At 55.5% G+C, this 13,713-nt stretch carries 15 protein-coding genes; 11 read left to right on the plus strand and 4 right to left on the minus strand.

From position 1 onward, the window contains the following. Positions 1-62: 62 nt before the first annotated feature. From E0765_RS10155 to nhaA, 8 genes are all read left to right on the plus strand, one after another. Positions 63-386, plus strand: a complete 324-nt coding sequence (locus E0765_RS10155) for a hypothetical protein (RefSeq protein ID WP_132813109.1) — start codon at positions 63-65, stop codon at positions 384-386. After that, on the plus strand, positions 383-1,075 hold the full coding sequence (locus tag E0765_RS10160; protein WP_132813110.1) for an RNA polymerase sigma factor FliA: 693 nt from the start codon (positions 383-385) through the stop codon (positions 1,073-1,075). Before E0765_RS10155 ends, E0765_RS10160 begins: the two co-directional genes overlap by 4 nt. Next, the gene (gene fliM / locus E0765_RS10165; protein WP_132813111.1) at positions 1,075-2,172 is read left to right on the plus strand and encodes a flagellar motor switch protein FliM; all 1,098 of its coding nucleotides are present in this window, start codon (positions 1,075-1,077) and stop codon (positions 2,170-2,172) included. Before E0765_RS10160 ends, fliM begins: the two co-directional genes overlap by 1 nt. After that, positions 2,165-3,046: a flagellar motor switch protein FliY gene (fliY, locus tag E0765_RS10170; protein ID WP_132813112.1), complete on the plus strand. Its 882-nt coding sequence runs from the start codon at positions 2,165-2,167 to the stop codon at positions 3,044-3,046. Before fliM ends, fliY begins: the two co-directional genes overlap by 8 nt. 1 nt (position 3,047) lies before the next feature. Beyond that, the gene (locus tag E0765_RS10175; protein WP_132813113.1) at positions 3,048-3,830 is read left to right on the plus strand and encodes a TIGR00730 family Rossman fold protein; all 783 of its coding nucleotides are present in this window, start codon (positions 3,048-3,050) and stop codon (positions 3,828-3,830) included. Beyond that, complete coding sequence (mnmA, locus tag E0765_RS10180; protein ID WP_132813114.1) at positions 3,830-4,852, plus strand: tRNA 2-thiouridine(34) synthase MnmA; 1,023 nt, start codon at positions 3,830-3,832, stop codon at positions 4,850-4,852. Before E0765_RS10175 ends, mnmA begins: the two co-directional genes overlap by 1 nt. Further along, positions 4,840-6,087, plus strand: coding sequence for an MFS transporter (locus tag E0765_RS10185; RefSeq protein WP_132813115.1), 1,248 nt, complete (start codon positions 4,840-4,842; stop codon positions 6,085-6,087). The genes mnmA and E0765_RS10185 overlap by 13 nt, the downstream gene beginning before the upstream one ends. Before the next feature lie 170 nt (positions 6,088-6,257). Then, a complete protein-coding gene (gene nhaA / locus E0765_RS10190) occupies positions 6,258-7,430 on the plus strand; it encodes a Na+/H+ antiporter NhaA (RefSeq protein WP_132813116.1) in 1,173 nt (390 codons plus the stop codon). A gap of 4 nt (positions 7,431-7,434) precedes the next feature. Here nhaA and mtgA read toward each other — a convergent pair whose 3' ends face one another. The 4 genes from mtgA to E0765_RS10210 are packed head-to-tail and all read right to left on the minus strand — an operon-like array spanning position 7,435 to position 11,571. Then, positions 7,435-8,310 (minus strand): monofunctional biosynthetic peptidoglycan transglycosylase, encoded by an 876-nt coding sequence (gene mtgA / locus E0765_RS10195; protein WP_132813117.1) that lies wholly within the window; start codon positions 8,308-8,310, stop codon positions 7,435-7,437. Then, entirely contained in the window at positions 8,307-8,930 is a 624-nt protein-coding gene (locus E0765_RS10200) for a trimeric intracellular cation channel family protein (RefSeq protein ID WP_132813118.1), read from the minus strand. Before E0765_RS10200 ends, mtgA begins: the two co-directional genes overlap by 4 nt. Then, positions 8,923-9,459 carry a gamma carbonic anhydrase family protein gene (locus E0765_RS10205; RefSeq protein WP_132813119.1) on the minus strand — a complete coding sequence of 179 codons (537 nt, stop codon included), beginning with the start codon at positions 9,457-9,459 and terminating at the stop codon, positions 8,923-8,925. Before E0765_RS10205 ends, E0765_RS10200 begins: the two co-directional genes overlap by 8 nt. A 12-nt stretch (positions 9,460-9,471) precedes the next feature. After that, a complete protein-coding gene (locus E0765_RS10210) occupies positions 9,472-11,571 on the minus strand; it encodes an RNA degradosome polyphosphate kinase (RefSeq protein ID WP_132813120.1) in 2,100 nt (699 codons plus the stop codon). Between the two features lie 69 nt (positions 11,572-11,640). On the opposite strand from E0765_RS10210, the gene E0765_RS10215 reads away from it, so the two are divergent. The 3 genes from E0765_RS10215 to E0765_RS10225 are packed head-to-tail and all read left to right on the plus strand — an operon-like array spanning position 11,641 to position 13,681. After that, positions 11,641-12,228 (plus strand): tetratricopeptide repeat protein, encoded by a 588-nt coding sequence (locus E0765_RS10215; protein ID WP_132813121.1) that lies wholly within the window; start codon positions 11,641-11,643, stop codon positions 12,226-12,228. Further along, positions 12,225-12,962, plus strand: a complete 738-nt coding sequence (locus tag E0765_RS10220; RefSeq protein ID WP_132813122.1) for an NYN domain-containing protein — start codon at positions 12,225-12,227, stop codon at positions 12,960-12,962. Before E0765_RS10215 ends, E0765_RS10220 begins: the two co-directional genes overlap by 4 nt. Then, positions 12,959-13,681: a Nif3-like dinuclear metal center hexameric protein gene (locus E0765_RS10225; RefSeq protein ID WP_132813123.1), complete on the plus strand. Its 723-nt coding sequence runs from the start codon at positions 12,959-12,961 to the stop codon at positions 13,679-13,681. Before E0765_RS10220 ends, E0765_RS10225 begins: the two co-directional genes overlap by 4 nt. The last annotated feature ends 32 nt before the right edge of the window (positions 13,682-13,713 follow it).

The raw sequence follows: 13,713 nt of genomic DNA on the forward strand, positions 1-13,713 counted from the left end.
CGGGGCGCACGTCGGTTGCGGCCGTCTCTTTTGAACAGATACCGAAGCAAGGATAAAAAGAAATGCGGGGCTCGAATTTCGTCTCTTTCATAACGGCACAGGGCTTTTTTATCGGCATTGTTTTTGGCATCATCAAATCAGAAAGCGCGGAAGAATTTTTGGGATTCGTGATTATGGTGAGCCTGTTCTTCTACCTTTTCGCCCATCTGATCGTCGGACTTTATTTCCAGGCGCTGGGGATCAAACCGAGCTCGTTCCCCAAACATTCGCATGAGCACAACCTTGATTTCTTCGTCCGTGAGATCAATAAGCGCGAGCAGTTTATCGATGCGTTCTACGCCAACAAAGCCGAACTCCTCGACGAGAATCCCCGGAGCTCCTCATGAGCGGAACCAACGCCTACAGCGAGCATCTCAAGCACAAAGAAGACCAGCTGGCGATCCAGTATCTTCCGGCAGTGAAAGCGATGTCGTTCCGGCTGAAAGAACGGCTTCCCAGCTCGATCGATTACATGGACCTTTGCGCGATCGGGACGGAAGAACTGGTCAAGCTGGCCCGCCGTTACGACGACTCGCAGAACGACTCGTTCTGGGGATACGCCAAAACACGGGTGTACGGGGCGATGCTCGATTACCTCCGTTCGCTCGATATGGTGAGCCGTTCGAGCCGGAAACTGATTAAAGACATCGATAACGCGATAGAATTGTATCTGGCCGATCATGACGAAGAACCAAGCGACGCGGAACTCTCCGTGATGCTCGACGTCGAGGAGGAAAAGATTCACGAAGCGCGGATCGCTTCGGATATCTACACGGTCCTTCCCCTGGACGACCAGTTGGGGACCCCCGAACAAGAGGGTATACTGGAACGGATCGAACACGAAGATCTGATCGAAGCGATCAAAGAGGTCCTGATGGGATTTGACGAACGCGAGCAGATGATCATCCAGCTCTATTATTTCGAGGAACTGACCCTCAAAGAGATCAGTGAAATCGTCAACATCACCGAATCGCGCATTTCGCAGATTCACAAATCGGTGATCCGACGGATTAAAGACGCGGTAGGAGGACGATAATGGCTGACATTCTGTCGCAAGAAGAGATCGACGCCCTTCTCGACGTCGTCGACGACGAAGGGGATGCCGCGCTGGACGCGGGGGAAGAGACCCTTTTCCCTCAGCGCCAGATCACCCTGTACGATTTCAAACGCCCCAACCGGGTTTCCAAAGAGCAGCTGCGCGCTTTCCGGGGGATCCACGACAAGATGGCGCGCTCCATCGCATCCCAGATTTCGGCGATCATGCGTTCGATCGTCGAGATCCAGCTTCACTCGGTCGACCAGATGACGTACGGGGAGTTTTTGATGTCGCTCCCCAACCCCACGAGCTTCAACGTTTTTTCGATGAAGCCGCTGGAGGGGAACGGGGTTTTGGAGATCAACCCCTCCATCGCCTTCCCGATGCTCGACCGCATCCTCGGCGGAAAAGGGGAACCTTTCGAAACAAACCGCGAGTTTTCCGATATCGAACTCTCGCTGTTCGAGACGATTTTGCGGGTTATGATGGGGACGCTGCGTGAAGCGTGGGGGCCCGTAACCGATCTTTATCCGCAGGTCGAATCGAAAGAATCAAGCCCGAACGTCGTCCAGATCGTCGCCCAGAACGAAATCGTCGTCATGGTCGTCATGGAGATCATCATCGGGCACAGTTCGGGTATGATGAACATCTGTTATCCGGTCATCGCCCTTGAGCCGATTCTCCCCAAGCTCGCCAGCCGCGACCTGATGCTCAACGAGACGAGTTCGAAAAAAAGCCGGAACCAGGAGCTGCAGGTGCTTCTTGGGGGGGCGCACGTCAACGTCGACGTCAACCTCGGGACCGCGGAACTGAGTCTGAACGAGCTGCTCGATCTCAAAGAGGGGGACATTATCCGTCTCAACGTCCCCGCCGACGATATGGTGCAGGTGAGCGTGGACGGCAAAGAGCGGTTTACGGGACAGATGGGGCTTCGCCGTTTCCGCAAATCGGTTCAGGTCACATCGGTCATCGATACCGAAAAAGATGCCGTCAAGCGGGCGCTTAAAGAGTTCGAAGTCAAACGTAAAGAACGGATCAGCGGAGTCAAGGACATTATCCGCGGGCCATTAGAGGATGAGGAGGAAGAAGATGAGTGATTTTGCCGGAATATATGCCCAGGAAGCGGTTGCGACGATTGAAGGGCTGACAGGACAGACACCCAAAATCGCCCTCAAAGAGGCCGAAGACATCTCGATCGTCTCCAACGTCATCCCTCCGATCGCACTGGTGCACGTCAGTTTCACCGGCGATGCGTCGGGTAAAGGGATCGTGATGATGCCGCCCCAGCTGGCGACGGCGCTGGGAGACATGATGCTCGGCGGCGACGGCGAAGGGCAGGATACGATGTCTGATGAGGATATGGACGCGGTCAAAGAGATCGTTTCCAACATCGTCGGGGCGATGAGTACGACGCTGGGATCGCAAAAAGAGATTCCAAAATTTACGATCAAGCCCGAAAAAGCGGAATTCATCCCCGAAAACGGGGAGGTGCATCTGGACCGCTATGCCAAAATGTTCGTCTTTACGTTTTCGCTCGGGGCGATCGAATCGCTGATGATGTTCGCAATCGATTCGGCGATCAATGATGCCCTCAGCGGCCCTTCCGCACCGGCGCAGAACACTTCGGCGGGATCGGCATCGCCCTCCAAAGGGGGGATCTTCGATGCTCCCTCCGAAGAACGGGCGGTCAAGCTCGAAGACAACGAAATGAAAAACATTTCGCTCATCATGGACGTCAAACTTCCTGTCCGGGTTCGGATCGGGAAGAAGAAGATGCTCCTGAAAGACGTTCTGAGCATGGATATCGGTTCGGTCATCGAACTCAACCAGCTCGCCAACGATCCACTCGATATTCTGGTCGACGACAATGTCATCGCGCAGGGGGAAGTGGTGATCGTGGACGGAAACTTCGGCGTTCAGGTAACGTCGATCGGAACCAAACGGGACCGTCTGAACAAATTGAAAGGGTGATATGGGCCGCAGAAGAAATGGAAAAAAAGAGGCGTGCCGCAAATACGTCCAGGACATCAAGTCCGCCGACGTCTGGAGCGTCTTCAAAATCATCGCCGATTTCGTGCAGGGATTCGACGAGCTCGGTGACCTCGGCCCTTCGGTGACGATTTTCGGGAGTGCACGGGTGGATGAAAATCACCCCTACTACCAGCAGGCGCTCCAGCTCTCCAGCATGCTCGGCTCCCGCGGCTACAACGTCATCACCGGCGGCGGCCCGGGCGTCATGGAAGCGGCGAACCGCGGCGCGTACGATTACGAAGAGGTCGAATCGATCGGTTTGAACATCGAACTCCCCGAAGAACAACAGCCCAACCCCTACATTACGAAAGGGCGGCAGTTTGATTATTTCTTCTCCCGTAAGGTGATGCTCGTCAAATACTCGATGGCGTACGTCATATTTCCCGGGGGATTCGGAACGCTGGATGAGATGTTCGAAGCGCTTACCCTGATCCAGACCCGTAAAGTGACGGGGGTCAAACTCTTCGTCATCGGGACCGATTTTTACGCGCCGCTGATGGAATTCATCCGTACCCGCCTACTCGCAGAGGGGATGATCGACGAGGCCGATCTTGGTTTTTTTACCCTTACCGACGATTTGCATTACGTGGTGACTGAAATCGAAAAATCGATGATTGCCCAGATGATATCGCTCGAAGAGCAGGGGCTCGATCACACCAAGTATTACGAGACGCTCTCTTCGTACATGACCGACAAACATCCGATCGAGGAGACAGAATTCTGATGAAACGCAAAAAAGTGCTGATCGGGATGAGCGGCGGCGTCGACTCCACCGTCTCGACCCTTTTGCTCAAAGAGCAGGGGTATGAAGTGGAAGGGGTGTACATGAAGCTGCACTCCAAACCCGGCTATCATGAGATCCACCAGGCGCGCGCACAGAAAGCGGCCGATTTTGCGGGGGTGAAACTCCATATCCTCGATTTGCAGGATAAATTCAACGAGAAAGTGTTTACCCCGTTTATCGAAACCTACAAAGAGGGGAAAACGCCCAACCCGTGCGCGTTGTGCAACCGCAATATCAAATTCGGAGCCATGGTGGCGTTTGCCGATGAGGTGGGTGCCGATTATGTCGCGACGGGGCATTACATTCGCCATGACGGAAAATACCTTCTCCAGGCGAGCGACGATACGAAAGACCAGAGCTATTTTCTTTTCTACATCGATCCCGCATTGGTACCGAGACTTTTGTTTCCGCTGGGAGAGCGTCACAAAGCCGATATCAAAGCTTATGCCGCATCGGTCCCCGGGCTCGAATCGTTTGCGACGCAGGGGGAGTCGAGCGAGATCTGTTTCGTCGAGACGACCTACATGGACGTTTTGAAACCTTACGTGGCCGTCGATCAGGAAGGGGAAGTGCTCGACCTGGAGGGAAACGTCGTCGGTAAACACAAAGGGTACATGCACTATACGATCGGCAAACGCAAAGGGTTTACCGTCCATGGTGCCCACGATCCCCATTTCGTGGTGGAGATCCGTCCTGAAACCAACCAGATCGTCGTCGGCCCGCGCGAAGCACTGGAATGCCGCTACGTGGAGCTCGAAAACGTCAACCTTTTCGACGAACGGCAGGAATTTGACTGCGAAGTAAAACTCCGCTACCGAACACAAGCGGTTCCCTGCCATGTGAGCATCGAAGGGAACCGTGCGAAAGTCGACCTGGCCGAACCCGTTCTTGGGGTCGCTTCGGGACAGGCGGGGGTTTTTTACGACGGCGATAAGCTGCTCGGCGGCGGGTGGATCGTTTGATCCGGCCCAAGCACAAAATCATCGCCGCGGGAATTATCGGCAACGTCATCGAATATTACGACTTCGCGCTGATCGGCTTCCTGGCCGTGATGATGGGACAGCTTTTTTTCCCTTCCGGCGATCCGTTTCTGTCGTTGCTGGGGTCGTTTGGCGCTTTTGCCGCGGGGATGGTGATGCGTCCTGTGGGGGCGCTCGTTTTCGGCCACATCGGGGATCGGATCGGGCGGCGTTTTGCACTGATGAGTTCGCTCGCACTGATGGCGCTGCCGACTTTTTTGATCGGATTTCTCCCCACCTACGCACAAATCGGGATCGCCGCGCCGATCATGCTCGTGGCGCTTCGGATGATCCAGGGGCTCTCGGTCGGAGGTGAATACGCCAGTTCCATCGTCTACCTGGTCGAACAGTCCTCACACGGACGGCAGAACCTTTACGGATCTTTCGTTTCGGTAGGGGCGAAAATCGGGATGGCGCTTGGATCGGGGTTTTGCGGATTTCTTCTGTGGCAGCTTGGCGAAGAGGCGATGATGGAATGGGGATGGAGAATCCCCTTCTGGGTCAGTATCCTCATCGCCGCAGCAGGGCTCTACCTGCGGCGAAACCTCACCGACGATTACGAACCGCCACACGATAAAGCGGTTCCGATCGTTGCGATCGTGCGCCATCACCGACGCGAATTCTGGCAGTTCCTTTCCGTCGCGTCGGCGATCTGGGTTTTTTATTACACCGTATTCGTTTACCTGCCTATCTGGCTGGAGAAGAGTGCCGGTCTCAGTAAGGCCCAGGCCGGTGAGATCAATACCCTCTCCATCGTCATCGGCGTCGTTTCCATCCCGCTGATGGCGATGGTGGCCGATCGGTTCGGCTCCCTGCGGGTGATGCGTCATGCGGCACTGGGGCTGGCCCTGGGCGTCTATCCGCTCTTTTATGCCATGAGTGTCGGCGGGTACTGGGGCGCGATGGCGGGTGCGGCGGCGCTGGTCGTGTTACTGTGCGCATTTCAGGCCCCCATCTTCGCCGCCACGGTCAAAGCGCTTCCCCATCACGGCTATCGGGCCTCTTTTACCGCGGTAATCCTGGGAAGTGCGGCGGGGATCGTCGGGGGGATCACCCCTGCGGTGATGACCTCCATCAGTAAATTCAGTACCGATCCCTATGCCCCCTCATATCTGATCGCGATCGCTTCGGCGCTTGGGTGGTGGGTCCTTGGCCGGATCGTGAAACCTCGGGAATAAACCTCTGTTGTCCGTCGGTTTACCAAACTGATTTACCATAAGGCTTAAGAACAAAGCAGCGGTGTTTCAACCGTATCGTTCCTCTGCATCGGCGTCGAAAGCAGCAAGGCGCCGGTCTTCTTCATTTTTACAATCATCTTAGAAATAATATTTTGCCGTAAAGGGGAAACATGCTTCGGACACCGTTATTGAATTTTTTGAAGCTCGATGCGGCAACGGGTATTTTGCTGGTGGCCGCGACCGTCTTGGCGATGATGATGGCCAACAGCCCGTTACAATCATTTTATGCATCCCTGACGTCCCTTCCGGTCTCTGTGAGCGTCGGCTCATTTGTCATCGCCAAACCGCTCCTGCTGTGGATCAACGACGGTTTGATGGCCGTGTTTTTCTTTATGGTGGGATTGGAAATCAAACGTGAAGCCCTTGAGGGATCGCTGCGCGATCCCAAAGCGATAGCCGTTCCGGCGTTTGCGGCCTTGGGAGGAATGATGGTTCCCTCGGCGATTTATGCGTGGTTCAACTGGGACAATCCTACGGCGCTGCAAGGATGGGCGATCCCCTCGGCGACCGATATCGCCTTTGCGCTGGGGATTCTGACATTGCTGGGGAACCGCGTTCCCAAAGGGCTCAAGCTGTTTTTGCTGGCGCTGGCGATTATCGACGATTTGGGGGCGATCGTCATCATCGCCCTTTTTTACACGTCTGATCTTTCGGCGGTGTCGCTCTTCATCGCCGCGGCGATGATCGCCGTTTTGATTGCGATGAACGTCCGCGGAGTGGTCAATAACGCCGCGTATATTTTAGTCGGGACCGTTTTGTGGATCGCAGTATTGAAATCGGGGGTCCACGCGACGCTTGCGGGAGTGATCCTGGGGCTGTTGATCCCTTTGAAAAACAACCAGGCCTCTTTCCATGCGCTGGAACACTCGCTGCATGTGCCGGTCAGTTTCGTGATCCTTCCACTGTTTGCGTTTGCGAATACCGGTATCGCCTTTGCCGGGGTGTCGGCAAGCGATTTTTTCGATGAAGTGACGCTGGGGATCGCTTTGGGACTTTTTTTCGGCAAACAGATCGGCGTTTTTGTTTTCAGTTATCTGGCCGTGCGGATGGGGTTCGGAAGTCTCCCGGCAGGAGTCGACTGGAAGCGGTTGTACGGGGTTTCGATATTGAGCGGGATCGGGTTTACGATGTCTTTGTTCATCGGCTCTTTGGCATTTGAAGACGCCAGAGCCTGCGGTGCGGGAGTATGTGACGAACGGCTGGGAATTTTGATCGGATCATTTTTTTCCGGCGTATTGGGCTACGCGTTTTTGCGCCGCGTTATGCGTCCCCGGGGCGTGTAAGCTCTTAAAAGGGCGCTGAAGCGTTCGCCTCGCCGGTTTGCTCTGAAGCAGAGGGCTGCTCGAGCGTTTCAGGGACGTTTTGGCCGCTCTCCCCGAACAGTTCAAGAACGCTGCCGTTCCCTTCGCTCGATTCGCCGAGGGGTTCGGAAGCCTCTTTGGGCGGGGCCATCACCTCGTCGTAGGAGGGGATCACGACGCCGCGGCGCTGCATGATCTTGTAGATGATACGGGCACGGTTCTTGACGTATTTCTGGTTTCCCGTGGGATCGTATTTGATCGGGTTGGGAAGCACCGCGGCCAACCGTGCCGCTTCCCGTCCGCTGAGCCGTTTCGCGCTTTTGCCGTAATAATGGCGCGCGGCCGCTTCGATCCCGAAAATTCCGTCTCCCCATTCGGCAACGTTGAGATAGATTTCGAGGATGCGCCGTTTGGAGAGGGTATTTTCGATACGCCAGGTTATGATCGCCTCTTTGATTTTGCGCACCGGGTTTTTGCTGGGGGAGAGGTAGAGATTTTTGGAGAGCTGCTGGCTGATGGTGCTTCCCCCCGCCACCGTCCCTTTTTCAAGGCTCCGCTCGATCGCCTGCTCCATCCCCCCGACATCGAATCCGTCGTGGTTCCAGAATTTGTCGTCTTCGGCGATCAAGACCGCTTTGACGACGTTGGGAGAGATCTGCGAAAGGGTGACCCATTTGTGTCGTATCTCTTTCTCACGGTTCTCTTCGGCCCACTGTTCCTGCCGGTATTCCATGAACGCTGTTGGAACCGGACGCTCCTCTATGAGCTCCGAAACATCCGGATAAAAGGCGTAGCGCCCGATATCGATGATACCGCCCGCCGCCAGCAGCAGGATAATTTTTTTAAGGAGGCTTTTGTTCATCGTCTCTCCAGTGTCGGAAGATGCCATCGTTTGGTATAGGCCAGCAGGCGCAATCCCACCGCAAGCGCCGCAACCACGGCAACGCCGGGAGTATTTAGTGCTCCGAAGACTGCAAGCAGGAGCAGCAGGATCGAGACGATCAGGGCGATGGAACCGTAAAAATCGCTGATGAGGACGGAGGGGACCTGGTTGATCATTGTATCGCGCAGAACGCCTCCACCCACGGCGGTGAGGAAGCTGAGGATCATCACCCCGAAAAAGTTGAAGTCGGCCTGGATTGCCAGTAGCGCGCCGGTAATGCTAAACGCCACCAGACCGATCGTATCGCTGATGACGAAGAGCCATTGGCGTTCGATCTGTTCGCGGTGATAGAGGCGAAAGATAAACGCAAACGCAATCGTCGCGATGACCGTGACGGCGGGATAGTATTCGTTGAACGCAAACGGAGTCCGGTCGAGGATGACGTCGCGCACCACACCGCCTCCCAGCGCGGTGAGCGAAGCGGCGATGATGATCCCAAGCAGATCAAGATTGTTCCGCACCCCTACGAGAAAGCCGCTGAGGGCGAATGCCGTGATTCCGAGAATATCGGCGGCGACGACAAGATTGAAATCAGACATTCGGCGCGCGGTAGTTTTCTTTGAAACTGACGTAACGGCGGGCCGACGCGTAGAGCTCGGCGACCTCTTCGTCACTCAGTTCCCGCACTACTTTGGCGGGGCTGCCCATGATGAGCGAGCGGGGAGGGAACACTTTGTTTTTGGTCACGAGCGCCCCCGCGCCGACGATCGACTCTTTGCCGATCACCGCACCGTCGAGGATCGTGGCGCTCATCCCGATAAGGCAGGCGTCTTCGATCGTACAGCCGTGCAGCATGACGCGGTGTCCTACCGTGACGTCGTTGCCGATGATGGTGGGATACCCGTCCGACGCGTCCTCTTTTTTATGATGGGTGACGTGGACCATGCTCAGGTCCTGGATGTTGCTCCGGTCGCCGATTTTGATGTAGTGGACGTCGCCGCGGACGACGCAGCCGAACCAGATGCTGACGTCTTCACCCATTTCGACGCGGCCGATGACGTCGGCGGAAGGGGCGATCCACACCCGCTCTTTCATCGCGGGGGCGTAATGGAGGTAATTGCTGATCATGTAAATATCCTTTTAACTCTCTTTGAACAAACGCGTCGTCAATTGCTGGACGAAGTTGGGTGTGTGCTTTTTGACCGAGCTGTGAACTTTGCTGGTATGGTTTTCGACGATTTTATGGCTGTCGATGGCGTTGTGGGGTTCGTGTTTGACCTTGACGTAATTGCCGTCGGTCTGGAGCTCGTGCGAGAGCATGTTGTCCGAACTCTGCAGCTGCAGGATCTGGATCAGTTTCGCCGAAAGCTCGTCGCCCTGGATCGGGGTGAGCAGCTCGATACGGCGCAGCAGGTTACGCGGCATCCAGTCCGCACTCGCGATGTAGGTCTGGGGAGTCGAATGTTTGAAATAATAGATCCGGGCGTGCTCGAGGTATTTCCCGATGATGGAGGTGACGCGGATGTTGTCGCTGACTCCGGGGATACCGGGGCGAAGGCAGCAGATCCCACGGATGATGAGATCGATTTTAACCCCCGCCTGAGAGGCCTTGTAGAGGGCTTTGATGATGTCCTCATCGACGAGGGCGTTCATTTTCGCGATGATGACCCCTTCGCTTCCCATGCGGGTTTCATTTTGGATGAGCGAAAGAATTTTGGGTTTGATCTGCGTCGGCGCCATGTACAGCTCGCTCAGTTTCCCTTTTTTGCTGAACCCGGTCAGGAAGTGGAAAAACCGCGTCATGTCGTGGGTGATCGCATCGTTGCTGGTCATGTAGCTGATGTCGGTATAGATCGTCGCGGTGGAGGGATTGTAGTTCCCGGTGCCGATATGGGCGTATTGCTTGAGTTTGCCGTCGATGCGGCGGGTGATGAGGGCCGCTTTGGCATGTACCTTGAACCCCGTAATCCCGTAGATGACGTGGGCTCCGGCATTTTCGAGCGCTTTGGCCCAGTGGAGGTTGTTCTCTTCGTCGAAACGGGCTTTGAGCTCGACCATGACGGTCACCTGTTTGCCCGATTCGGCGGCATTGATGAGGGCGTTGACGATCGGCGAATTGGAGCCTGAACGGTATAAAGTCATTTTGATCGAAACGACGTCGGGATCTTTGGCCGCCGTCTGGATCAGGCGTACGACGGGTTCGAAACTCTCGAACGGATGGAAGAGAAGCAGGTCTTGTTTGTCCAGGGTCGCATAAAGACTCTCGTCGGTATCGAGCGGCGGGAGGTTGCGCGGTTTGAAACTCGGGGTAGTGAGATGGGCGAAATCCTTGTTCCCGACGATCTGCCAGAAGCTGGCGAGGTTGAGATAGGTCTGGAAACGGTAGATGTCGTCTTTGTAGACGTTGGCGTGGCGGTTGAAAAAGTTTTGGAGGTCATCATCCGCGTGAACGCTCAGCTCCAGCCGGACCAGCTCCCCTTTTTTACGGAGCTTGAGCCCCTCTTCGAGGATCTCCATGATGTCGTCGGCTTCCTCTTCCTCGATCGCGATGTCGGCGTTGCGGGTAACCCGGAACGCGGCGAATTTGATCAGTTCGTATCCCGGAAAAAGGTCTTCGATATGTTCGGCTGTGATGCTCCCGATCGGGACGTAGATACGGTTATTGATGTCGACGAAGCGCGGCAGTACGCGGGGAATGCGGATCAGCCCGTAACGCTCGATGCTCGGATCGTCCTTGTCGCGAAGTTTGACGATTTGTCCGAATCCCAGGTTGTTGAGGTGGGGGAAAGGGTGGGTTGCGTCGATCGCGATGGGGATGACGACAGGATAGATGTTTTCGTGAAAATATTTATCGAGGTACTTGCGCTGCTCGGGGGTGAGCTCTTTGTAGGCTTTGAAAAAAATTCCCTCTTTTTCGAGTTCCTTCATGATCCCCTGGAGGCAGTGTTCCACCACTTTCTGCTCTTCGTGCAGATAGGTGCGGATTTCGCGGAGCTGTTGCAGCGGGGTGAGGCGGTCTGGCCCCGAGACGTTGACCCCCGCACTGAAAAGTTTTTTCAGACCCGCGACGCGGATCATGTAGAATTCGTCGAGATTGGTCCCGTAGATGGCGAGAAATTTGAGCCGTTCGAGCAGGGGGAGCGACTCGTCCTGCGCCTGCTTGAGAACGCGGGTATTGAACTGCAGCCACGAAAGCTCGCGGTTGATATACAGGGATGGGTCTTTAAAATTGCTAGGCATGTTTTTACCGTTATAGTGTTAAGTTTACCAGGATTATAATACACTTATGGTTACAAACGAGGAACGTCTATGAGTTTATTTCAGATTTTAATGTTGGCGGCGACACTTTTTTTCGCATACCAGATCTATCGTCACGTGCACGAACTCGACTCCGCCGCCCCGTCGGGGGGGAACCGGTCCGAGCCGATCCCAACGCCCCCCTCGGCCTCCGCACTGGTCGATGAAGCCGACGCGGCATACGAAGCGGGGGAGGTCGAGAAGGCCAAGCGGTTGCTCGAAGAGGCCTACGCGCTGGAGGGAGGCAATGTCGAAACGATCAACAAACTCGCTTTCGTCACCGCCAAAAGCGGGGATGTCCACCGTGCCATCCGGCTCTATGAGCGGTCGCTCGAGATTGACGGAAGCGATGACCTGACCCATAACGCGATTGCCTCGCTCTACCGCGGCGAGGGGGTATACGAACGTTCCGAAGAGCACTATCGCAAAGCACTTTCGATCGATCCTGAGTACGCGCAGACCCACTACAACTACGCCAACCTCCTGGTGGACATGAACCGCACCGACGAGGCCCGTACCCATTACGAACGTGCGCTGGAACTTCGCCGCGATTTTCCGCAGGCCCGTGAGGCCCTGGCGGAGCTGGAGCGTCAGTCATGACCGACCATCAGCCGCGGCTCGCCGTTCTCATTGACGCTGACAACTCCCAGCCCTCGACGATCGAGGGGCTGCTCGATGAGATCGCCGCACTGGGAATCGCGAGCGTCAAACGGATCTACGGCGACTGGACCGACAGCCAGCTCAAAAGCTGGAAAAGCGCGTTGCTCGAATACGGGTTGCAGCCGATTCAGCAGTTTGCCTACACGAGCGGCAAAAACGCAACCGACAGCGCGATGATCATCGACGCCATGGATCTGCTCTACACGAAAAATTTCGACGGATTCTGCATCGTCTCCAGTGACAGCGATTTCACCCGTCTTGCCAGCCGCATCCGTGAATCGGGAGTCAAGGTTTACGGTTTCGGAGAACAGAAAACGCCCAAAGCGTTTATCGGGGTATGCGACAAGTTTATTTTCACCGAAAACCTTCGCCGTGCCCAAAACCACAAAGAATCTGCCACCCCGAAAATCAAGGCGGACGATAAAGCGCTCCTTTCACTGGTACGCAACGCGGTCGAAGATACTGCGGATGAAGCGGGATGGTCGAACCTCGGGAGCGTAGGGCAAAAGCTCATCAACAAATCGCCCGAGTTCGACCCCAGGACGTACGGGTACAAAAAACTGGTCGACCTGATCATCGGGCTTAAAATATTCGAGTTCAAAGCATCCGATCCGTTTTCCAAATCCCAAATCTACATCCGCGTCAAGCGGCCCGAAAGGAACCCCAAAAAATGACGGTACGCGATATTTACGCCAGCCTTGACGCGCTTTCCCCTTTCGTCATGCAAGAAGGGTGGGACAATTCGGGGCTTCTCGTCGGCGATTTTTCGCAGGAGGTGACGACGGTCGTCCTCTCCATCGACATCGACGAAGAGCTGCTCGAGACGGTTCCCGAAAATGCGCTGCTCATTACTCACCACCCCGTTATCTTCGGGGGGCTCAAACAGCTGCAGTTCAATCAGTACCCGGCCAAGATCCTCGCCCCGATGATCCGCAAAAACATCGCCAACATCGCTATGCACACCAACTTCGACCAGACTCATCTGAATGATTATGTCGCGACGCAGGTGCTGGGGTATCCCATTATCGCCAAAGAGGGCTTCGTCGCCTACCTGGGTGTCGACGAAGCGTACGACACGTTTGCACTCAAAGTCAAAACGGCGCTGGGGCTGCCGAACATCCGCGGTGTCCGGTGCCACGAGCGTATCACGACCTGCGCGCTGGTGACGGGATCGGGGGCATCGCTGATGCGCAACATCCAGGCCGATTGTTTCCTGACCGGCGACATCAAGTACCACGACGCGATGGAAGCTAAAACGCTGGGGCTTTCGATGCTCGACATCGGGCACTACGAGAGCGAGCGCTATTTTGGGGAGGTTTTGGCCCCCCATTTGGAAAAATTAGGATTGAGTGTTATAATTTCGCCATCGAAAAACCCCTTCACCTATCTGTAACCCATATTAGGTAATCGTGTAATTCCAAAAAG

Source organism: Sulfuricurvum sp. IAE1 (genome assembly GCF_004347735.1).
GTDB lineage: Bacteria > Campylobacterota > Campylobacteria > Campylobacterales > Sulfurimonadaceae > Sulfuricurvum.

What these genes read in the sequence shown, in the direction of transcription:
- fliM (WP_132813111.1), top strand. Translation starts at nt 1,075, where the DNA reads ATGGCTGACATTCTGTCGCAAGAAGAGATCGACGCCCTTCTCGACGTC.
- E0765_RS10160 (WP_132813110.1), top strand. Translation starts at nt 383, where the DNA reads ATGAGCGGAACCAACGCCTACAGCGAGCATCTCAAGCACAAAGAAGAC.
- fliY (WP_132813112.1), top strand. Translation starts at nt 2,165, where the DNA reads ATGAGTGATTTTGCCGGAATATATGCCCAGGAAGCGGTTGCGACGATT.
- E0765_RS10205 (WP_132813119.1), bottom strand. Translation starts at nt 9,459, where the DNA reads ATGATCAGCAATTACCTCCATTACGCCCCCGCGATGAAAGAGCGGGTG.
- mnmA (WP_132813114.1), top strand. Translation starts at nt 3,830, where the DNA reads ATGAAACGCAAAAAAGTGCTGATCGGGATGAGCGGCGGCGTCGACTCC.
- E0765_RS10215 (WP_132813121.1), top strand. Translation starts at nt 11,641, where the DNA reads ATGAGTTTATTTCAGATTTTAATGTTGGCGGCGACACTTTTTTTCGCA.
- nhaA (WP_132813116.1), top strand. Translation starts at nt 6,258, where the DNA reads ATGCTTCGGACACCGTTATTGAATTTTTTGAAGCTCGATGCGGCAACG.
- E0765_RS10155 (WP_132813109.1), top strand. Translation starts at nt 63, where the DNA reads ATGCGGGGCTCGAATTTCGTCTCTTTCATAACGGCACAGGGCTTTTTT.
- mtgA (WP_132813117.1), bottom strand. Translation starts at nt 8,310, where the DNA reads ATGAACAAAAGCCTCCTTAAAAAAATTATCCTGCTGCTGGCGGCGGGC.
- E0765_RS10225 (WP_132813123.1), top strand. Translation starts at nt 12,959, where the DNA reads ATGACGGTACGCGATATTTACGCCAGCCTTGACGCGCTTTCCCCTTTC.
- E0765_RS10210 (WP_132813120.1), bottom strand. Translation starts at nt 11,571, where the DNA reads ATGCCTAGCAATTTTAAAGACCCATCCCTGTATATCAACCGCGAGCTT.
- E0765_RS10200 (WP_132813118.1), bottom strand. Translation starts at nt 8,930, where the DNA reads ATGTCTGATTTCAATCTTGTCGTCGCCGCCGATATTCTCGGAATCACG.
- E0765_RS10175 (WP_132813113.1), top strand. Translation starts at nt 3,048, where the DNA reads ATGGGCCGCAGAAGAAATGGAAAAAAAGAGGCGTGCCGCAAATACGTC.
- E0765_RS10220 (WP_132813122.1), top strand. Translation starts at nt 12,225, where the DNA reads ATGACCGACCATCAGCCGCGGCTCGCCGTTCTCATTGACGCTGACAAC.